Raw genomic sequence first — 19,110 nt, forward strand, 5'->3', positions numbered from 1 at the left:
AAGAAATGAACATGAATACAACCGTCGATCCTGCTGAAAACCTCCTGGCCAATGGGTTGAAGAACCTGTGGTTCCCGGTCCTGCCCTCCGATCAACTGGGCGAAAAACCGGTGTCGATCCGTCGCCTCGGCTACAAAATTGCGCTGTGGCGCGACAATGATGGCAGCGTCCATGCGCTGGAAGATCACTGTCCTCATCGCGGCGCACCACTGTCCCAGGGCCCGGTTCTGGGCGACCGGCTGCAATGCCCGTATCACGGCGTGGAAGTGCGCTGCGACGGCACGGTCACCAAAGTCCCCGGCAGCCCCGGTTGCAAGCTCGAAGGCAGCCGCCCGACCCGCATGTTTCACACCCGTGAAGCCGCTGGCGCGATCTTTCTGTACAACGCCGCTGACCCGCACGTGGATACCCCGCCGGAGCTGGTGCTGCCCGAGCAACTGACCTCCCCCGAATGGAGCAGCTTCGTCTGCTACACCGAGTGGAAAGGCGACTATCGCTACGTGATCGACAACGTCATGGACCCGATGCACGGCACCTACCTGCACAAGATGTCGCATTCCATGAGCGAAGGCGAAGCCACCGCCAAGTTCGTCACCCGCGACACCGACAATGGTTTCTTCTTTGAAAAAGAAGGCCAGCGCGGGGTGAATTTCGACTGGACCGAATTCATGGACAACGGCTGCCATTGGCTGCGTCTGGAAATTCCGTATCCGAAAACCGGCGGCCCGGGTGGCAACTTCACCATCATCGGCAGCTACACGCCGAGCAGCCGCTCCTTGTCGGCGGTGTTCCACTGGCGTTGCCGTCCACTGACCGGCTGGCAGCGCGACACCTGGCGTTTCCTCTACAAAAACCGTCTGGAAGCACGGCACTGGGCGGTGCTGGAGCAGGATCGAGTGCTGCTCGAATTCATGGAACCGGACGCCAACCAGCGGGAAAACCTCTACCAGCATGACCTGGGTGTGGTGCGTCTGCGCCGCTACCTGAAAAACGCGGCCAAGGCCCAACTGGAGCTGATCGACGCGAAGCAGTTGTCATGAACGCAGCCGTGCAACGTGTTCAGGCCGGATCGTTGATCGAACCGGCCAGCGCCACCTGGTCAAATGCCTTGCTGATCGGCAATGAAGTGGTGATGTCCGGCATGACCGGCCATCCCGCTACACGCCTGGCCGTTGTGGCTGACGCGCCGCTCGATGCCTACGCCCAGACCCTGGTGGTGCTGAACAAGGTCCAGGCGCTGGTTGAAGCGGCGGGTGGGCATGTCGGCAACATTTACCGGTTGACGGTGTATGTCACCGACATCGCCGACAAGGACGAAGTGGGTCGCGCACGCCGTGACTTCTTCGAAGGTCAGGCGGTTTTTCCTACCTCCACGCTGGTTGAAGTGAGCGCGCTGGTGTTTCCCGAACTGCGGGTGGAGATCGAGGCCGGCGCGCGTCTCGATCTCGATTTGCGAACTGTCGAAAAGAGGTGACCGATGTCCCATTCCTCCCCCCTCACCGCTCGCGTGCATACCCTGCGCTACGAAGCCGAAGGCATCATCAGTGTCGAGTTGCGGCCGTTTGGCGACACGGTGTTCCCCCCTTTTGAAGCGGGCTCGCACATCGACCTGCATTTGCCCAATGGCTTGGTGCGCAGTTACTCATTGCTCAACTCGCCGAGCGATCACGGCCGTTACGTGATCGGCATTTTGCGTGATCGCAACAGCCGCGGTGGCTCGGAGTATGTGCACGCGCAACTGCGGGTCGGCATGCAACTGCCGATCTCGTCTCCGCGCAATAATTTCCAGCTCGATATGAGTGCCAAACACAGCGTGCTGGTGGCCGGCGGTATCGGCATCACACCGATCTACTGCATGTTCCGCCAGTTGCTGGCACTGGGAAAATCCGCCGAGCTGATCTACTGCGCCCGTTCGCGGCAGGAAGCCGCGCTGGTGGAAGAACTCAGCGGCCTGAGTGCCAAAGTCGTCTACCACTTCAACGATGAAAAGGGCATGCCGCCCGACCTCAGCGCTTACTTGGCGGATAAGCCCGGCGACACGCACTTCTATTGCTGCGGCCCGACACCGATGCTCGATGCTTTCGAAAGCACCTGTGAAGGTCTCGGTTATCCCCATGCGCATATTGAACGTTTCGCGGCGGCTGAATTGCCACCGTCGGAAGATGCGCAGAGCAGCTACAGCGTGGAGCTGAAAAAATCTGGCAAGACGCTGTCGATCGAGCCCGGTTTGAGTTTGCTCGACGTGCTGCTCGAGGCTGGCTGCGATATCGAGTACAGCTGTCGCGAAGGAGTTTGCGGTTCGTGCGAAACACGTGTGCTGGAGGGTGATGTCGATCATCGTGATGGCGTGTTGACCAAAGCCGAGCGTGCGGCGAATAAATCCATGATGGTGTGTGTGTCAGGTTGCAAGAGCCGGCGGTTGGTACTGGATCTATAACGCGAGTATCAAGTTTCCAGGGTTAAACAGGCCGACAGGTATGTCGGCCTTTTTTTATGCGCGTGAAATAAAAAACGCACAGTGAATGTGCAGTTTCGTTACCCCTCGACGCGCCTGTTTCATGGGCAATACAAATAAATATGTTTCCTATATAAACAATTGTTTTTATTGAATTTTTAAACCAAAAACAGCTTTCTGACAGTTGGCATAATTTCTGCTCAGGTAATCATGAGTTCATAGGCCATACGCCGTATTACCCATGAAACAATAAAAACAGAAACGCACTTAATCAAAGCAACACTCGACGTTATCCGCCCCTCGCCACTTTCAAGGCGAACGGAACAGTGTTGCCGGTCACTTTGTAGCGTTCAATTGAGCAGCGGAGTCAACATGAAGCATTACGTTATATGTGTGGGGCTGATGATGAGCAGTTGCGTGAGTTTCGCCGGCGAACCCGGTCCCGCTGCGCCCGTGACATCTACTACCGGTAAAAAGCCGTTTCCGCATATCGCCTGGCGCAGCGATGATGGCGAAAGCAGCCTGGATATCGGCGGAGCGCTGCGCACCAACTACCGTGACGAACACTGGGACACCACCGAAAACAACGGACGTTTTCTCTTCGATACCTTCCGCATCGACGTGGCGGCGACTTACAAAAACCTGTTCAGCGATGTCGGCTACTGGTTTCAGGATGACGGCAAACGCTCCATCGACCGCGGCTTCGTCGGCTATCGGATCAACAGCAACTCAAACCTGCAGCTGGGCGCGCCGTTCAAGCCGTTCGGCCTGGAACCTTATCCGCAATTTGGCTGGAGTTATCACCTGCCCTTCTTCATGGGCTATGGCGTCAGCGCCGGCACCGGTTTGAAGTACAGCTACAAGGACAAGGACTGGGATGTACAGCTGGGGTACTTCCCGCGCATGTTGCCGTCGGACATTCGCTACTCGCCGGAAGTCGGGCGTTATGCCGACCTCAAGGACAATGCGATCCCTTTCACCCAGTCGCGCCAGGATAACGAGAAGCACAACCAGATCAACGCCCGGGTTGCGCGAACCTTTACCAATGATGGCTGGAAAACCGAAATCGGCGCATCGATTGCCGCCGCCCAACTGTACAACGCCACCACCAAAGACGACGGCGACTACTGGGCCGGCGGTATCCACGCGATCATCAACGCTGGCGCGTGGACCGTCAGCACCCAAGGCATTCGCTACGAATACGACCCGAAAAACCCTGCCGGTGTCAGCAACAACTCGGTACTGATGGGCGGCAACGGCCTGACGCCGGCTTATTTGATTGCCTCCAAAGCCACCATCGCCTCGTTGAACGTCAGCTACGACATCGCCACGCCGAAGTTGGGGCAACTGAAGAAGATCAAGCTGTACAACGACTACAGTCGCATGATGAAAGACGAGAGTGGTTGGGACGACTCGCAGATGTACACCGTCGGTGCGCAGTTCCTGGCCATGCCGATCATGGCGTGGGTTGACCTGACCTGGGCGAAAAACGCCAACCCTTACGGCGGCGCGGAAAACGGTACTGGCTTTACCAATACCAACTCGATCGGAAGTAATGAGTGGTACTACCGGACTAATATCAATATCGGGTACTACTTCTAATCAGATCCGGCTGAGCCAACGGCACACCCCACGCCGGCCCGGCTCAGTAGGGCCCATCACGGCGGTTCGGGTAAAAGATTATGCCTATCAGGACCGAATACTCCACCTATTAGCTGACTTGCGGATAGGGGTCTAACCTTAATCCAGCGCCGGCGTAAGCTGGCCGGATTAGAGCTGATAAGGAGACAGGAATGAGTCAGAAACGTGACTGAGCCTGCCGTGGGCCACCGTGCTGGCAACTCGATTGCCGATGTTCAGAATTCCCGTGCGGTCAAAAACAATCAGTTGCTCAAACTGCTGGCCCAGCAGCCTGTGTCATTGATTTCGCTCGTCACTATTGCGAGCCCACAACGGGCCGTATAGCCGGATGAACACGACCTAAAGGTAGCTCACACATGGCAAATGAATCGAAATGCCCGTTCAATCACGCCGCTGGCGGTGGCACGACGAACCGCGATTGGTGGCCAAACCAACTGAATCTGAAGATCCTGCACCAGCACTCGTCCCTGTCAGATCCCATGGATGAAGGCTTCAACTACGCCGAAGAATTCAAAACCCTGGACTTCGAAGCGGTCAAGCGAGACTTGACTGCGCTGATGACTGATTCGCAAGACTGGTGGCCTGCGGACTTCGGTCATTACGGGCCGCTTTTCATTCGTATGGCCTGGCACGCCGCAGGCACGTACCGCACCGGTGATGGTCGCGGTGGTGCCGGCTCCGGCCAGCAGCGTTTTGCGCCCCTCAACAGCTGGCCGGACAACGTCAGCCTCGACAAGGCGCGCCGGCTGCTGTGGCCGATCAAGCAAAAATACGGTCGTAAGATTTCCTGGGCTGACCTGATCGTGCTCACCGGTAACGTCGCGCTGGAGTCCATGGGCTTCAAGACCTTTGGTTTTTCCGGCGGCCGCAAGGACGTCTGGGAACCGGATGAAGACGTCTATTGGGGCTCGGAGAACAAGTGGCTGGGCGGCGACACCCGCTACGGCAAAGAAAACGAGCCCATGCAAGAGCCCGGCGAAGGTCCACTCGTTGCTGAGCCGGGGGAAAACGAGGAGAGCCGTACCGACCAGGGACGTAACCTGGAAAACCCGCTCGCCGCAGTGCAAATGGGCTTGATCTACGTGAACCCGGAAGGTCCTGAAGGCAATCCCGATCCCGTGGCTGCGGCCATCGACATCCGTGAAACCTTCGGTCGCATGGCGATGAACGACGAAGAAACCGTGGCCCTGATCGCCGGCGGCCATGCCTTCGGCAAAACCCATGGCGCCGGGCCTGCCGACAACGTTGGCGCCGAGCCCGAAGCGGCTGGCCTCGAAGCTCAGGGGCTGGGCTGGAAGAACAGCTTCGGCACCGGCAAAGGTCCTGACACGATCACCAGCGGCCTGGAAGTGACCTGGACCACCACGCCCACACGATGGAGCAATAACTACCTGGAAAACCTGTTCGGCTTCGAGTGGGAACTGACCAAAAGCCCGGCGGGTGCGCACCAGTGGACACCCAAAAACGGCGCTGGCGCCGGCATCATTCCGGATGCCCACGACCCGTCCAAGCGTCGTAACCCGACCATGCTGACCACCGACCTGTCGCTGCGATTCGACCCGATCTACGAACCGATTTCCCGGCGCTTCCTGGAGAATCCGGATCAAATGGCCGACGCGTTCGCCCGCGCCTGGTTCAAGCTGATTCACCGCGACATGGGCCCCCTCTCGCGCTACCTCGGTCCGGAAATGCCGGCCGAAGAACTGCTGTGGCAAGACCCCATCCCGGAGGTCGACCATGAGTTGGTCAACGACAGCGACGTCGCCGCACTCAAGAGCAAACTCCAGGCCTCGGGTCTGTCGGTTTCGCAGCTAGTGTCAACGGCGTGGGCGGCCGCTTCGACCTTCCGTGGCTCCGACAAGCGCGGCGGCGCCAACGGTGGACGCTTGCGTCTGGCCCCCCAGAAGTTCTGGCAGGCCAACCAGCCTGAGCAACTGGCAAACGTGCTGACGAAACTCGAGGGTATCCAGAACGAGTTCAACAGCGGCGGCAAGAAAATATCGCTGGCGGACCTGATCGTGCTGGCCGGTAATGCTGGCGTCGAACAGGCTGCGAAAAATGCTGGCCACAGCGTGACGGTGCCGTTCACACCAGGTCGGATGGACGCCTCCCAAGAGCAGACGGACGTGGAATCGTTCGGCTTCCTCGAACCCATCGCCGATGGCTTCCGTAACTACGTCAAGGGCAGATACAGCGTATCGGCCGAGGCGTTACTGATCGACAAGGCGCAACAACTGACCCTCAGCGCACCAGAAATGACCGCGCTCCTTGGCGGCTTGCGCGTGTTGAACACCAACGTCGGGCAAACCAGACACGGCGTGTTCACCCAGCAGCCGGAGGCGTTGACCAACGACTTCTTCAAGAACCTGCTGGACATGGGCGTGGAATGGAAACCGACCTCCGAGGCCAATGAAGCGTTTGAAGGGCGCGATCGCAAAACCGGCGGAGTGAAGTGGACGGCTTCCCGCGTCGACCTCGTCTTCGGCTCGAATGCGCAGCTGCGAGCCTTGGCCGAACTCTATGCAAGCGAAGACATGAAGGACAAGTTCGTTAAAGACTTCGTAGCGGCGTGGGCCAAAGTGATGGACCTGGATCGCTTCGACGTTCGGTAACACGAGCGGTATTTTCTGAAAACCCGCAACGCCTCCCAGTGTGGAGGCGTTGTGCTTTTTGCCGGGCGAGTGTTTTGTAGCGCTGAGCCAGGCGTACTTGACGCTTCACGCCGTTCAATGGGAAAACGTCCGTGGCCCAAATGGAAGACTCAATGAATTAAGGAAGATTCGTCAAACCATGAAAAGCCTATTGTGTTTGCTGATCGCCACCGGCGTCGGCACCGCGCTGCAATACGCCGGCATCCCCCATGGTCTGTTGCTGGGCTCGATACTCGCGACCGCGTTGATCGCCAGCAACTTGCGATTTGCTCCCACACTGCCCTTCGGCCTTGGCTACGTGCAAATCGTGTCGGGGATCGCAACCGGTCTGATGTTCACGTCGTGGAACAGCCAAACGGCGGCGGCCATGTTGCCCAGCCTGGGCTTCATGTTGCTGGGCCTGACGGTCCAGAGCGCGGTGGCCGGTTTGTGGCTGCTCAAAGTCTCGGGATGGAACCTGAAAGACTCGCTGTTAGCCGTGTACCCCGGCGCACTCGCCGCCGTGTTCGATTTGCTCGAGTCCGAGCGTGCGTCGAGCAAGGTGATCGTCGTGCACCTGGTCAGACTGCTGTCGATCACCGTGCTGGTCAGCCTTTGCATTCCCGGGCATACCGATATGGCGCTTGGCGAGAGCAACCCACTGCTCACGAGCACGGCGCTGACCCTACTGTCGCTGATCGCCTTGAGCATGTTGCTTGGCCGCGTGCTGTTGAGCGTCGGCGTGCCGGCACCGTTCATGCTTACCGCGATCGTCATCACCGGCGTCTACTTGAAGATGGGCTATCTCCAGACTTTCCACATGCCGCCATGGAGTGTCGACACCGCCGTGGTTCTCCTCGGTGTGCTGATTGGCTCGAAATTCAAGGACATCAGCCTCAACGAACTGATCCGCCACGGACGGGCCGGACTGATGTCCGTCGCCCTGATGTTACTGATCGCGACAGCGTTTGCCGGCGTGGCCGGGCGGGTTCTGGGCAGCGATCCCTTGTCGCTCTGGCTGGCCTACATGCCTGGCGCCATCGAGACCATCACCCTGGTCGCGGTCAGTGGTGGACTGAACGTCGTGTTCATCCTGACTCATCATCTGGTGCGGATGGTCGTGCTGCACTTCGCCCCGGCGTTGCTCGTTCAGGCCCGGCGCTGGCGGGAGAACGTCTGATCGCAGGAAGGACTAAGCGGGAGAGATCGTGGCGAGTGCACCAATCAAAATGGTTAACACCAGAAATCCACCCAGGAAAATAGCCATCTTGCCCATTGGGGCCTCCTAACTTGTGAGTTTGCGGTGCAGCAGTTGCTGCGGATGTGGAGCGTGCTGTCATTGTGAGGCGCAGGCTGGGTGCATTACAGATGCAGATAACGACAGAAAATACGGATCAGAATAGAACCTACACACGCAAAAGCCCGCTGACCATTTTATTTTTCCGTAGCACACCGACAGCACGGTTTGCCAGGCGTGATCACCGGACGCTTGCCACTGAAGTAAGTAATTAATGAGCGCTTAACCATAGTGGCGAGGGAGTTCGGTCCCTCGCCACGGCAGCCCTCACCTACGCAGGCGGATCAATCTGATCCAGCACCCGGTTTGCCGTGATCTCCGCCAGCATCACGCTGTTGGAAATGCCCAGCAGCGCATTGCGTGTCCCGCCCTCCAGATGGTCCACCAACTGATGGACCATCACATCGACCGAGGCCAGCGTCTCGACCAAATACACCACAAGGGTTTCGGTCGTGGCCTCTGGGTCAACGGAAAATAGAGCGCTGGGTGTACGTGGTGTGGCTTTGATATCGGCCATCGACGGGAAGTGGAAGTCGAGGGCTCGTTCGGCGGCGTTGTTGAGTTTTTTTGAATCGAGGCTTTCGTACGGGGATGCAGGATCGGTGTCCGGCGGGTTGGGTGTGACTTTGAACATGGTGAATCCTCGTTTACTGGTGGAGCTGCCACGTTCGTTTCCAAGCGAAGGGGTGGCAGCTGTACGCGGGTTGGAAAACCAGGGTAAACGAGCCCGGCAGACCTAGAAGGTCTCCCACGCACAGCCGCCATAACGGAATGCACAAGGTGTGCAAGAGGGCGTTATGAAGAGTGCTTTAGTGCCGTTTACCCGTCGAGTTTCCAAGCCCGACCGCTGAACCGTCAGCGACACGGAAACAATAGAACCCAGGCCCAAGGCGCACAAGCCGGCGGATTCTGGCGTAGCCGTAGGCAACGGCGCAAGGTCTTGTAGCTTTCAGGAAGTAACGTCTAGAGCTTTTAAACACGCAAGGTGTGTTGGGCGGACGCTTACCCTGGCAGCCCAGTTTCGCTGAAAAATAAAGCGCTTCTGGAGTTCGCAACTGAGTGAATACGGTACGCTTGCGGCCCAGCGCGCCTTTTCACGCCACAAAGCATCTCCGTTTAGCACCTCTCGCAAATCATCCACACTAAATCCCAAGCACAAAAAAGCCCACTGACCGTCACCGGTTCAGTGGGCTTTTCGATTACGCCTCTAGTTACAGAGCCATATCACTAGCAGCATTCTCTTTCACAGCCTTTGGCTTTTCAGCGGCGGCAGGTGCGGCAGGAACAGCCACCTGACCAATCACCGGCGGCGGAGTCAGCTGCAGCACCTTGGCGGTGTAAGCCCACTCCTCCGCGACCTTCTCAGGACTGCCATTCAGCTGAGTGCCATAGCTCGGCACGATCTGATGCAGCTTTTCCTGCCAGGCTGGCGAAGCAACCTTGTCTTTGAACACTTTCTGCAGCACGGTCAGCATGATCGGTGCAGCGGTCGATGCACCCGGCGAGGCGCCCAGCAGACCAGCAATGGTGCCGTCTTGCGAGGCAACAATTTCGGTACCCAACTTCAGCACGCCACCGGCAGCTTCATCACGCTTGATGATTTGCACGCGTTGGCCGGCTTGCCACAGGCGCCAGTCTTCAGCCTTGGCGTTCGGGAAGTATTCTTTGAGGGCGTTGAGGCGGTCTTCGTCAGACAGCATCAGTTGGCCAGCAAGGTACTCGACCAGCGGGTATTCCTTGATACCGACCTTGGTCATTGGCCACACGTTGTGCGTGGTCGTGGTGGTCAGCAGGTCCAGGTACGAGCCTTCTTTGAGGAACTTGGTGCTGAAGGTCGCGAATGGGCCAAACAGGATGACGCGCTTGCCGTCCAGCACGCGGGTGTCCAGGTGCGGAACCGACATTGGCGGTGCGCCAACGGAGGCTTTGCCGTAGGCCTTGGCTAGGTGTTGTTCGGCGAGGGTCGGGTTTTCGGTGACCAGGAACGAGCCGCCTACCGGGAAGCCTGCGTATTCCTTGGCTTCAGGAATGCCGGACTTCTGCAGCAGGTGCAGTGCACCGCCGCCCGCGCCGATGAAGACGAACTTGGCGTTGGTTTCGGATTTGGTGCCGTCTTTCAGGTTTTTGTAGCTGACGCGCCAGCTGCCGTCTTCGTTCTTGGTGATGTCTTGCACTTCGCTAGACAGTTTCAAGTCGAATTTCGGTGTGGTTTGCAGGTGCGCAACGAACTGGCGGGTAATCTCGCCGAAGTTGACGTCGGTGCCGATTGAGGTCCAGGTGGCCGCGATTTTCTGGTTCGGGTCACGCCCTTCCATCATCAGCGGAACCCACTTCTTGATCACAGCCGGGTCTTCGGAGTACTGCATGCCGGCGAACAGTGGGCTCGCTTGCAGGGCGTCGTAACGCTTTTTCAGGAACTTGATGTTGTCATCGCCCCACACAAAGCTCATGTGCGGTGTGGAGTTGATGAACGAACGCGGGTTTTTCAGCACGCCTTGCTGAACCTGCCAGGCCCAGAACTGACGGGAGATCTGAAAAGCTTCGTTGATTTCAACGGCTTTCGGGATCTGAACGTTGCCTTTATCGTCTTCCGGGGTGTAGTTCAACTCGGCAAGCGCGGAGTGACCGGTACCGGCGTTGTTCCAGCCGTTGGAGCTTTCCAGGGCAACGCCGTCGAGGCGCTCGACCATTTCCATCGACATTCCCGGTTCCAGCTCATTGAGCCAGACGCCGAGGGTCGCGCTCATGATGCCGCCGCCAATGAGCAGCACATCAACTTTCTTTGCCTCTTCCGCGTGAACGGAAGTGATCCCCATCGACAAAGCCAGCCCCAGCAGGGCCGTGTTCATTTTCTTAAACATCTGTAGCACCTATGATAAAACGTCATCCGCCCTTCCATCCTTACTCATACGGCCCCTGATTCACGGCATGCAGGCAGCATGCTGTGGGGTCCGGCACATAAGGATTAGAGGGTGGGCACACAAGGCCGACGTGTCTCCATCGACCTCAGTTTATATGTCCCTCGTGCACTGACTTTTTATCTTTATTGGCTTCAGCTACTTGAGCGACAGTGATTCTGCTGGCACGTCTTTGGACGCGCAAACTGAATAGGTCAAAGCAAGTTGATGCGAAGAATATCACGACACGGCAAACCCGCGCGTCTGTTCCCGACTTGATAGTCTGCCTCGGCCACTATACTCATTCTGCTTTTCTCGACGAGCCAATGAGGAGACGTCATGAGTGACAAAAACGATCTGCGCAAATTTTCCTCTCAAGTGGTCGACGGCGTGGAGCGTGCACCCGGACGCTCCATGCTGCGTGCCGTGGGTTTCACCGACGAGGACTTCAAAAAACCGCAGATCGGCATCGCCTCCACGTGGGCGATGGTCACACCCTGCAATATGCACATCGACAAGCTGGCCATTGAAGCCGAAAAAGGCGCGAATGCCGCTGGCGCCAAGGGCGTCATTTTCAACACCATCACCATTTCCGACGGCATCGCCAATGGCACCGAAGGCATGAAATATTCGCTGGTGTCGCGGGAAGTGATCGCCGATTCGATTGAGGTGGTGGCCGGTTGTGAAGGCTTTGACGGCCTCGTGACGGTGGGCGGTTGTGACAAGAACATGCCGGGCTGCCTGATCGGCATGGCGCGGCTGAATCGCCCTTCGATTTTCGTCTATGGAGGCACTATCCGGCCGGGTGCCGGGCACACCGATATCATTTCCGTGTTCGAAGCCGTGGGCCAACATGCGCGCGGCGATATCAGCGAGATCCAGGTCAAGCAGATCGAGGAAGTGGCGATTCCCGGCCCCGGTTCCTGCGGCGGGATGTACACGGCCAACACCATGGCGTCTGCCATTGAAGCGTTGGGCATGAGCCTGCCCGGTTCCAGCTCTCAGGACGCCGTGGGCAGTGACAAGGCTTCAGACAGTTACCGCGCCGGTCAGCAGGTCATGGAGCTGCTCAAGCTCGACATCAAACCGCGCGACATCATGACCCGCAAGGCGTTTGAAAATGCCATTCGAGTGGTGATCGCCCTCGCCGGCTCCACCAATGCTGTGCTGCACCTATTGGCCATGGCGCATGCCGTGGAGGTCGAGCTCACGCTGGACGATTTCGTCGAGTTGGGCAAGGTGTCCCCGGTGGTGGCCGACCTGCGCCCCAGCGGCAAATACATGATGAGTGAACTGGTCGCCATTGGCGGTATTCAACCTTTGATGAAGCGCATGCTGGCGGCCGGGATGCTGCACGGCGATGTGCTGACGGTCACCGGCAAGACCCTGGCGGAAAACCTGGAAAACGTCAGCGATTACCCCGACGGTCAGGACGTGATTCTGCCCTTCGATCAACCGGTCAAAAAGGACTCCCACCTGGTGGTGCTGCGCGGCAACCTCTCGCCCACCGGCGCCGTGGCCAAGATCACCGGCAAGGAAGGTCTGCGCTTTGAAGGCACGGCACGTGTCTACCACGGCGAAGAAGGTGCGCTGGCCGGCATACTCAATGGCGAAGTCAAAGCAGGCGAGGTCATCGTCATCCGTTACGAAGGCCCCAAGGGCGGCCCCGGCATGCGCGAAATGCTCTCGCCCACCTCGGCGGTCATGGGCAAGGGGTTGGGCAAGGACGTTGCGCTGATTACCGATGGCCGTTTCTCCGGCGGCTCTCATGGGTTTGTGGTGGGACATATCACGCCCGAAGCGTTTGATGGCGGGCCGATTGCGCTGATTGAAGATGGCGACAAGATCACCATCGATGCCGAAACCCGACAGATCACCGTCGATGTTTCCGACGACGAATTGGCCGAGCGCAAGACCCGCTGGGTGCGCCCGCCATCCAAATACAAACGCGGGGTATTGGCCAAGTACGCGAAGACCGTGTCCAGCGCCTCGGAAGGCGCCGTCACGGATAAATACCTCTAGGCGGTTGGCTGGTAACCGAACATCGACTTCAGTTCCAGATACTCCTCCAGCCCGTGTACGCCCCACTCGCGGCCGTTGCCCGACTGCTTGTAGCCGCCGAAAGGCGCGCCGTTGGCTGACTTGCCGCCCAGTTCCTGCGATACCCGCTTGACCGTATCTGCCGCCGCTTTGGCCACGGCGATACCTGCACCGGTGGAGCCCGTGAACGACAGCATATCGATGTCTGGATGCCGGGCGATGCCATCACCGATGGTCGGACCATCGCCGTTGACCAGATTGAACACACCCTTGGGCACCCCCGCTTCATGAAGGATGTCAGCCCGCAACATGGCCGGGCAGCGGCGCCTTTTCGCTGGGTTTGAGCCAACCCTTGAAGACCAGAGGGGTGTATTCGCTGTGTCCGCAACCCTCGGCCGCCTCGCATCCGGCGTGTTCGCTGATCATGCAATGGTTCGCCCGGCAGGCTGAAGTGCAGGCACCTGCCCTTAATCAAGAGTCACAGACAGATACATTCTTTTGGGGCGTATTTCGGCACGCTGAAATGGGCCGACTATTCTAAAAACCATCTGCGGGACAACTTTTATTTGCCAAACAACACAGGTGAATCGCGCTTCGCGTTAATTAACGACCTGCAACAGGAGAACCGTGTCATGAACGTCATGCTCAAGGGCATTGCAGTGTCATTGCTACTGGTTGCAACGGCGGCATTTGCTCATCACGGCTGGAGTGAGTACGACTCAACCAAATCTTTGCAGCTGACGGGCACGATAGAGCAATCCGGCTACTCCCATCCGCACGGGTTCGTGAATCTCAAGACAGCCGACAAGACCTGGAACGTGGTACTGGCGCCGCCATCACGTATGGAAAACCGAGGTCTTTCGAAGGAAATGCTGGCAGTCGGAAACCAGGCCACCGTGATCGGCTATCAGAACCGCAACAAACCCGATGAACTACGAGCAGAACGCATCACGGTTGGCGATAAAACCATTGAGTTGCGTTGATGGAATCGACACCTACCAACGAGCCGGGTCCGCAAGGCTGGCTGGACTGGCTGGATGGCTCGCAACTGGGGGCCGCCATGCGCGGCGAGTTGTGGCTGTATCCGCTGGTCGAGGTGATGCACATCATTGGATTCATTGTGCTTGTCGGCTCCGTGATCATGTTTGATCTACGGGTGCTTGGGCTGTCGAAGGATATTCAGGTGACGGCCCTGGCTCGCCACCTCCTGACCTGGTCGATTGCGGCCCTGCTATTGATCGTACCTGCCGGGCTGATGATGTTTTCCGCTCATCCTCATGACTTCGCCTCCAACGATATTTTTATCTTGAAGCTGTGCCTGATCGCTACGGCAGGCCTGAATGCCGTGCTTTTCCACGTCGGCGCATACCGTTCCGTCACCCAGTGGAACACCGGTGTCTCAGCGCCTGGCGTGGCAAAACTCCAGGCGCTGTTTTCAATTGCGCTATGGGTCAGCGTGGTGCTTTGCGGTCGATTGCTGGCCTACACCTGACGTACATGTCGCGGCGCTACGTTCCACCACCCACCCCTTCTATCGCTCTGGCAAAAGCGACTCCGGCCTCGCGCACCAGCTTGCGCCATTCACTGCTGGTAATGAGTCCCTTGCGCTCCATCTCATCGGCGGCCTTGAGCAGTTCGTCATACTGCTCTTCAACATCCATGCGGATTTCTGGCTCTTTCAGGAGCTGATACCAGGCAGTCAACGCCTGCTCTTTTTGATCATCATTCATGGCGGGATTCTCAAAGGACTGTCTTCGATTGGAAATTTGCACATGAATGGCTGTTCCTTGACGCCGACAGACGGTGTCAGCCGCTGAAGGCAGAGGTCCTTGCATTACAAACTTGTCATTGAGTTGTCAGCGTAGCCAGCACCCTCACTTCATACAGTGGCGTCGTCAGTCACCCACACCGGGTGACACACCTCCTACTGATGATGACAAGGGTCGATACCATGAAACCAATGAGCAAACTCTGCCTGATCGCCGCCAGCCTGTTCATGTTGGGCACCGGTTCCGCCATGGCCAGCGACATCGCGCCGGTCAAGGCCAACAACGTCGTACTGGTGCACGGTTCCTGGGCCGATGGTTCCAGCTGGGCGGACGTGATTTCCCGGTTGCAGGCCGCCGGTTTGCACGTCACCGCGGTACAAAACCCGTTAACCTCAGTCGCCGACGACGTCGCCGCCACCCAGCGCGTGCTCAATCAACAAGACGGTCCGACCGTGCTGGTCGGCCACTCCTACGCCGGCACCGTGGTCAGCGAAGCCGGGGGCAATCCGAAAGTCAGCTCACTGGTTTATGTCGCTGCCCGGGCGCCGGATGCCGGGGAGGACTTCGTCGCGCTGTCCGCCAAATACCCGACCATGCCGGTGCGCGCCGGTACCGAAGAACACGATGGCTACATCAGCCTGAAGCAAGACGCCTTCCTCAAGTATTTTGCCAGTGACGTGCCCCACGATAAGGCGATGGAGTTGTTCGCCGTCCAACAACCGATCGCCAAAACCCTGTTCACCGACCGCACCACCGCCGCGGCCTGGCACACCAAGCCTTCGTGGTACGCGGTTTCCAGTCTCGACCAAACCATCAACCCGGATCTGGAGCGTTTCCTGGCCAAGCGCATGGGCGCGACCACCATCGAGCTGCCGTCGAGTCACTTGTCCCTGGTGTCCCACTCCAGGGAAATCGCCGACCTGATCCTCGAAGCCTCCGGCCGCCAGCCGTAGGTCCAAACCGCGTTGCATTACAACTTTGTCATTGAACTGTTGGTCGGCTGTCCGGATCGCCTGGTTAACCTGACGTCACTGCCAGGCAAGACCGCCGACAGCCACCCCAAACCTTGAATAGAGAGACTCATCATGAAAATGTTTATGCTCGGTTTCACCGCCCTCCTCGCCACCGGTTCGGCGTTTGCCGCTACCCAGAGCGCCGCGCCCGTGATCCACGACAAAACCGGTTTCTTTGTCCACCTGGACGTCGACAAAGTGCTTTCCAGCACCGACATTTCACAGCAATGCGGCATCATCCCCGCACGGCTCGACTACCTCGACCATCAAGGCCAGGAGCATGTGCTGGATTACCAGGTCGAGGGCGGTGGCTGCATCGATGATCATTGATCGGGCTACACTGGCGCCAACTGACTGAGGCAACTATCCATGAACATCCTCGTTGTCGAAGACGAACCCAAGGCAGGCAACTACCTGCTCAACGGCCTGCAGGAACTCGGGTACTCCGTGAGCCTGGCACGCGATGGCGTCGATGGTTTGCACCTGGCCCTGGAGCACGATTTCGATGTCATCGTGCTGGACGTCATGATGCCGAAAATGGATGGCTGGGAAGTCCTGCGTCGCTTGCGCAAGGAAGCCGATACGCCAGTGCTGTTTCTCACCGCCCGCGATGACATTGCCGACCGCATCAAGGGCCTGGAACTGGGCGCCGACGATTACCTGATCAAACCCTTTTCCTTCGCCGAACTGGTGGCGCGCTTGCGCACCCTGACCCGGCGTGGCCCCACCCGTGAAGAAGAACAACTCCAAGTCGATGACCTGCAGATCGATGTCCTCAAACGTCGCATCACTCGCGCCGGTGTGCGAATCACCCTGACCAACAAGGAATTCGCCCTGCTGCATCTGTTCGCCACTCACCAGGGTCAGGTCTTGTCACGCTCGATGATCGCTTCACGGGTCTGGGACATGAATTTCGACAGTGACACCAACGTCGTGGATGTCGCGGTGCGGCGTCTGCGGTTGAAAATCGACGACCCGTTCCAGCTCAAGTTGATCCACAGCGTGCGCGGTATCGGCTACCGCTTCGATACCCAACCATGAACCGCGTGCGCCATTCCCTGACGCTGCGCCTGGCGCTGGTGTTTGCCTTGCTGGCTTTCGTCTCGCTGACCCTCTTGGGCGTAGCGTTGTACCGAGACCTTGAACACGAGTTGATCCGCCGCGACGACGCCGCCCTGGTGAACCGCATCGATCAACTGCGCACCTTTCTTAACGACAGCAACACCCTGGACCTGATCAAGACCAAACCGGCGCTGTTTCAGAACATGCTGGGCAACCGCGAGTCCCTGCTGACTATTGGTGCCCCCGGACAAAAGCCGTTGCTGGTGGTCAACCCCGGAAACCTCGCCATGCCGTCGCTATCGCCGGTCGCGATGGACCATCCATTGACACTGGATGACGTGCAGCATTACCCGAGTGTGGATGGCGTGCCCTTCGCGGCGTTGGCGGCGACTATCGATTCCGGCGACCTGGGCAGCCTGCAAGTTGTCACCGGGCGCCTGATGACCGAGCGCACCGCCGTGCTCGCCAGCTACCGACTCAACGTGTACCTGTTCGCCAGCGTGGCGGCGATTCTGCTGGCGCTGTCCGGTTATCTGCTGGTTCATCGCGGGTTGCTGCCGTTGCGGCGCCTGGCCCGACACGCTCACGGTATCGGCGTCGGCAACCTGACCGAACGCCTCGACAGCCAAGGGGCGCCACGGGAACTGCTGCCGATGATCGAGGCTTTCAACGCAATGCTCGACCGGTTGGGCAAGGGCTTCGTGCAACTGGGTCAGGTCTCGACCGACATGGCCCATGAGCTGCGCACACCGATCAACAATCTGCTCGGCGAAACCCAGGTTGCCCTGCAGCAAAACCGCAGCATCGAGGCTTATCAGCAACTGCTCGCCTCCAATGTCGAGGAGCTCGAACGCCTGGCCCGCATGCTCGACAACATGCTGTTTCTGGCCCGCACCGATCCGGCCAGTGCCCTTAGCCAGCGTCAGGAACTGGATGCCGCTGATGAAATGGAACGCATGGCTGACTATTTCGAAGGGCCCGCTGCGGACGCCGGGATCAGCATCAATGCCCAAGGCAGCGGACTGATCTGGGCCGAACCGATGCTGCTGCGCCGCGCCCTGGCCAACCTCTGCGCCAACGCCATCAAATACGGTGCCGCCAATTCCGAGCTGTTCATCCGCGCCACACCTTCAGCGGATGGCATCCGCCTGCAGGTGCGCAATCGCGGCCAGACCATCGCGCCCGAACACCTGCCCCGACTCTTCGAGCGTTTCTACCGCGTCGATCAATCCCGCGAACGTTCAGCCCACTCCAATGGCTTGGGCCTGTCGATCGTGGCGACGATCATGCAATTGCACCACGGCGCTTACAGCGTCAGTAGTAGCGAGGGAATTACGTGTTTTGAATTATTTTTTCCGGCGCGGCGAGTGGGTGAGTGAGGTCGAAACCGACTTTCGAACGAAATTAATCTGCCCGTCCCTGCCGGTTGGCACCGTCTGGTTCTCCGCCAGATGTCTCATTTTATTTCCTTGCTTTTACATTCGACACTTGAGCTTTAGTCTGTCGCAACCTATAAATACTATAGAAAATCATGAGCGACCTACTGCCGTTTCCGCTGTCCAAAAAGAAAGCCTTGGAAATCATTAGGGCGCTTTCTAATAGATCCGAGCGTGTTTTTTATTCTAAACACGCACGGTCTCGCATGATTGAGCGTGAGATAACCATGCCTGATGTTATGGATTGTCTGCGTAGAGGACAGGTCACTGATGGCCCCTATCAAGCACCAGGGGGTGATTGGAGATTTACAATTTCATGGTTTAGGGCTGGGTCACCCCTCCAAATTGTCGGCGCAATCGATGTCGACGAAGATGGGAAATATCTCGTTATAGTGACCACGATGCAAAGGGAGAGATAATTTTATGTACCACTACGTTGAAAGCGGCCTGCCGAACGTCTGGCTCAGCAACGGCTACGTGGTGAAAGAGACCGCCTATGGCGAGTCTGTTGCTATCACCGATGTCGAGGGTCTCCACGACTTTATCGGCAAGACCATTGCGGAAAAACCGGCAGCTCTTACCGGGGCAGAATTTCGTTTCCTGCGCAAAGAGCTGGGCTTATCTCAAGAAAGACTGGCCGGTATCGTTGGGCTTACCTCCCAGGCGGTAGCGATCTGGGAAAAGACTGACAAGATTCCGACGGTAAATGATCGCTACCTGCGCGGGCTTTACCTGGAAGCCAAGACTGGAGAGGCGGATCTGATGGCAGCCATTAACTCGATCAATGAGCTGGACCATGAGCTTCACAAGCTCAACTTTCAGTTCGAAAATGGCTGGCACAAGCAAGACAAAACCTGTGCCTGACACAGA

Annotated in this window: 19 protein-coding genes and 2 pseudogenes; 16 read left to right on the top strand and 5 right to left on the bottom strand. The window is 58.2% G+C overall.

What is annotated here, in order from left to right:
- Positions 1–5 precede the first annotated feature (5 nt).
- From FQ185_RS19430 to FQ185_RS19455, 6 genes are all read left to right on the top strand, one after another.
- Entirely contained in the window at positions 6–1,040 is a 1,035-nt protein-coding gene (locus FQ185_RS19430; RefSeq protein ID WP_149418831.1) for an aromatic ring-hydroxylating dioxygenase subunit alpha, read from the top strand.
- Positions 1,037–1,474, top strand: coding sequence for a Rid family hydrolase (locus tag FQ185_RS19435; RefSeq protein ID WP_149418832.1), 438 nt, complete (start codon positions 1,037–1,039; stop codon positions 1,472–1,474). Before FQ185_RS19430 ends, FQ185_RS19435 begins: the two co-directional genes overlap by 4 nt.
- Before the next feature lie 3 nt (positions 1,475–1,477).
- The gene (locus FQ185_RS19440) at positions 1,478–2,437 is read left to right on the top strand and encodes a PDR/VanB family oxidoreductase (RefSeq protein ID WP_149418833.1); all 960 of its coding nucleotides are present in this window, start codon (positions 1,478–1,480) and stop codon (positions 2,435–2,437) included.
- 390 nt (positions 2,438–2,827) lie between these two features.
- On the top strand, positions 2,828–4,057 hold the full coding sequence (locus FQ185_RS19445) for a hypothetical protein (RefSeq protein WP_149418834.1): 1,230 nt from the start codon (positions 2,828–2,830) through the stop codon (positions 4,055–4,057).
- 395 nt (positions 4,058–4,452) lie between these two features.
- Positions 4,453–6,708: a catalase/peroxidase HPI gene (gene katG, locus FQ185_RS19450; RefSeq protein ID WP_149418835.1), complete on the top strand. Its 2,256-nt coding sequence runs from the start codon at positions 4,453–4,455 to the stop codon at positions 6,706–6,708.
- Between the two features lie 178 nt (positions 6,709–6,886).
- Positions 6,887–7,906: an AbrB family transcriptional regulator gene (locus tag FQ185_RS19455; protein WP_149418836.1), complete on the top strand. Its 1,020-nt coding sequence runs from the start codon at positions 6,887–6,889 to the stop codon at positions 7,904–7,906.
- A 388-nt stretch (positions 7,907–8,294) separates the two neighbouring features.
- On the opposite strand, the gene FQ185_RS19460 is transcribed toward FQ185_RS19455, so the two are convergent.
- Positions 8,295–8,657, bottom strand: a complete 363-nt coding sequence (locus tag FQ185_RS19460) for a DUF6124 family protein (RefSeq protein WP_149418837.1) — start codon at positions 8,655–8,657, stop codon at positions 8,295–8,297.
- A 577-nt stretch (positions 8,658–9,234) separates the two neighbouring features.
- Positions 9,235–10,884 carry a malate dehydrogenase (quinone) gene (gene mqo, locus FQ185_RS19465; protein WP_149418838.1) on the bottom strand — a complete coding sequence of 550 codons (1,650 nt, stop codon included), beginning with the start codon at positions 10,882–10,884 and terminating at the stop codon, positions 9,235–9,237.
- 375 nt (positions 10,885–11,259) lie between these two features.
- Between mqo and ilvD the strand changes: the two genes are divergently transcribed.
- Positions 11,260–12,942 (top strand): dihydroxy-acid dehydratase, encoded by a 1,683-nt coding sequence (ilvD, locus tag FQ185_RS19470; RefSeq protein ID WP_149418839.1) that lies wholly within the window; start codon positions 11,260–11,262, stop codon positions 12,940–12,942.
- Here ilvD and FQ185_RS31105 read toward each other — a convergent pair.
- Both FQ185_RS31105 and FQ185_RS19475 read right to left on the bottom strand, forming a co-directional pair.
- Complete coding sequence (locus FQ185_RS31105) at positions 12,939–13,073, bottom strand: aldehyde dehydrogenase family protein (RefSeq protein ID WP_371926645.1); 135 nt, start codon at positions 13,071–13,073, stop codon at positions 12,939–12,941. The two genes, ilvD and FQ185_RS31105, sit on opposite strands and share 4 nt — an antisense overlap.
- Positions 13,053–13,305, bottom strand: a pseudogene (locus FQ185_RS19475) (aldehyde dehydrogenase family protein); the annotation flags it as partial. The gene FQ185_RS31105 and the pseudogene FQ185_RS19475, both read right to left, overlap by 21 nt.
- 1 nt (position 13,306) lies before the next feature.
- Here FQ185_RS19475 and FQ185_RS30690 point away from each other — a divergent pair.
- From FQ185_RS30690 to FQ185_RS19490, 3 genes and pseudogenes are all read left to right on the top strand, one after another.
- Positions 13,307–13,405: pseudogene (locus FQ185_RS30690) on the top strand (LysR family transcriptional regulator); the annotation flags it as partial.
- Between the two features lie 187 nt (positions 13,406–13,592).
- Positions 13,593–13,943, top strand: coding sequence for a DUF6152 family protein (locus tag FQ185_RS19485; protein ID WP_149418840.1), 351 nt, complete (start codon positions 13,593–13,595; stop codon positions 13,941–13,943).
- A complete protein-coding gene (locus FQ185_RS19490; protein WP_149418841.1) occupies positions 13,943–14,452 on the top strand; it encodes a DUF6644 family protein in 510 nt (169 codons plus the stop codon). The genes FQ185_RS19485 and FQ185_RS19490 overlap by 1 nt, the downstream gene beginning before the upstream one ends.
- 16 nt (positions 14,453–14,468) lie before the next feature.
- On the opposite strand, the gene FQ185_RS19495 is transcribed toward FQ185_RS19490, so the two are convergent.
- Complete coding sequence (locus FQ185_RS19495; protein WP_149418842.1) at positions 14,469–14,690, bottom strand: hypothetical protein; 222 nt, start codon at positions 14,688–14,690, stop codon at positions 14,469–14,471.
- A 221-nt stretch (positions 14,691–14,911) separates the two neighbouring features.
- Between FQ185_RS19495 and FQ185_RS19500 the strand changes: the two genes are divergently transcribed.
- From FQ185_RS19500 to FQ185_RS19525, 6 genes are all read left to right on the top strand, one after another.
- Positions 14,912–15,682, top strand: coding sequence for an alpha/beta hydrolase (locus FQ185_RS19500; RefSeq protein ID WP_149418843.1), 771 nt, complete (start codon positions 14,912–14,914; stop codon positions 15,680–15,682).
- Positions 15,683–15,814: 132 nt separating this feature from the next.
- The gene (locus FQ185_RS19505) at positions 15,815–16,072 is read left to right on the top strand and encodes a DUF2790 domain-containing protein (protein WP_149418844.1); all 258 of its coding nucleotides are present in this window, start codon (positions 15,815–15,817) and stop codon (positions 16,070–16,072) included.
- 39 nt (positions 16,073–16,111) lie between these two features.
- Entirely contained in the window at positions 16,112–16,783 is a 672-nt protein-coding gene (locus FQ185_RS19510) for a heavy metal response regulator transcription factor (protein ID WP_149418845.1), read from the top strand.
- Positions 16,780–18,183 (top strand): heavy metal sensor histidine kinase, encoded by a 1,404-nt coding sequence (locus tag FQ185_RS19515; RefSeq protein WP_149418846.1) that lies wholly within the window; start codon positions 16,780–16,782, stop codon positions 18,181–18,183. Before FQ185_RS19510 ends, FQ185_RS19515 begins: the two co-directional genes overlap by 4 nt.
- Before the next feature lie 152 nt (positions 18,184–18,335).
- Entirely contained in the window at positions 18,336–18,659 is a 324-nt protein-coding gene (locus tag FQ185_RS31110) for a DUF4258 domain-containing protein (protein WP_149418847.1), read from the top strand.
- A gap of 4 nt (positions 18,660–18,663) precedes the next feature.
- Entirely contained in the window at positions 18,664–19,104 is a 441-nt protein-coding gene (locus FQ185_RS19525) for a DNA-binding transcriptional regulator (RefSeq protein WP_149418848.1), read from the top strand.
- Positions 19,105–19,110: the final 6 nt, after the last annotated feature.

It is taken from the genome of Pseudomonas sp. ANT_H12B, from assembly GCF_008369325.1.
Classification (GTDB): Bacteria; Pseudomonadota; Gammaproteobacteria; order Pseudomonadales; family Pseudomonadaceae; genus Aquipseudomonas.

Excerpts from the sequence above, each read along its gene's own strand:
- FQ185_RS19430 (WP_149418831.1), top strand. The coding sequence starts at position 6 with ATGAACATGAATACAACCGTCGATCCTGCTGAAAACCTCCTGGCCAAT.
- FQ185_RS19435 (WP_149418832.1), top strand. The coding sequence starts at position 1,037 with ATGAACGCAGCCGTGCAACGTGTTCAGGCCGGATCGTTGATCGAACCG.
- FQ185_RS19440 (WP_149418833.1), top strand. The coding sequence starts at position 1,478 with ATGTCCCATTCCTCCCCCCTCACCGCTCGCGTGCATACCCTGCGCTAC.
- FQ185_RS19445 (WP_149418834.1), top strand. The coding sequence starts at position 2,828 with ATGAAGCATTACGTTATATGTGTGGGGCTGATGATGAGCAGTTGCGTG.
- katG (WP_149418835.1), top strand. The coding sequence starts at position 4,453 with ATGGCAAATGAATCGAAATGCCCGTTCAATCACGCCGCTGGCGGTGGC.
- FQ185_RS19455 (WP_149418836.1), top strand. The coding sequence starts at position 6,887 with ATGAAAAGCCTATTGTGTTTGCTGATCGCCACCGGCGTCGGCACCGCG.
- FQ185_RS19460 (WP_149418837.1), bottom strand. The coding sequence starts at position 8,657 with ATGTTCAAAGTCACACCCAACCCGCCGGACACCGATCCTGCATCCCCG.
- mqo (WP_149418838.1), bottom strand. The coding sequence starts at position 10,884 with ATGTTTAAGAAAATGAACACGGCCCTGCTGGGGCTGGCTTTGTCGATG.
- ilvD (WP_149418839.1), top strand. The coding sequence starts at position 11,260 with ATGAGTGACAAAAACGATCTGCGCAAATTTTCCTCTCAAGTGGTCGAC.
- FQ185_RS19485 (WP_149418840.1), top strand. The coding sequence starts at position 13,593 with ATGAACGTCATGCTCAAGGGCATTGCAGTGTCATTGCTACTGGTTGCA.
- FQ185_RS19490 (WP_149418841.1), top strand. The coding sequence starts at position 13,943 with ATGGAATCGACACCTACCAACGAGCCGGGTCCGCAAGGCTGGCTGGAC.
- FQ185_RS19495 (WP_149418842.1), bottom strand. The coding sequence starts at position 14,690 with ATGAATGATGATCAAAAAGAGCAGGCGTTGACTGCCTGGTATCAGCTC.
- FQ185_RS19500 (WP_149418843.1), top strand. The coding sequence starts at position 14,912 with ATGAAACCAATGAGCAAACTCTGCCTGATCGCCGCCAGCCTGTTCATG.
- FQ185_RS19505 (WP_149418844.1), top strand. The coding sequence starts at position 15,815 with ATGAAAATGTTTATGCTCGGTTTCACCGCCCTCCTCGCCACCGGTTCG.
- FQ185_RS19510 (WP_149418845.1), top strand. The coding sequence starts at position 16,112 with ATGAACATCCTCGTTGTCGAAGACGAACCCAAGGCAGGCAACTACCTG.
- FQ185_RS19515 (WP_149418846.1), top strand. The coding sequence starts at position 16,780 with ATGAACCGCGTGCGCCATTCCCTGACGCTGCGCCTGGCGCTGGTGTTT.
- FQ185_RS31110 (WP_149418847.1), top strand. The coding sequence starts at position 18,336 with ATGAGCGACCTACTGCCGTTTCCGCTGTCCAAAAAGAAAGCCTTGGAA.
- FQ185_RS19525 (WP_149418848.1), top strand. The coding sequence starts at position 18,664 with ATGTACCACTACGTTGAAAGCGGCCTGCCGAACGTCTGGCTCAGCAAC.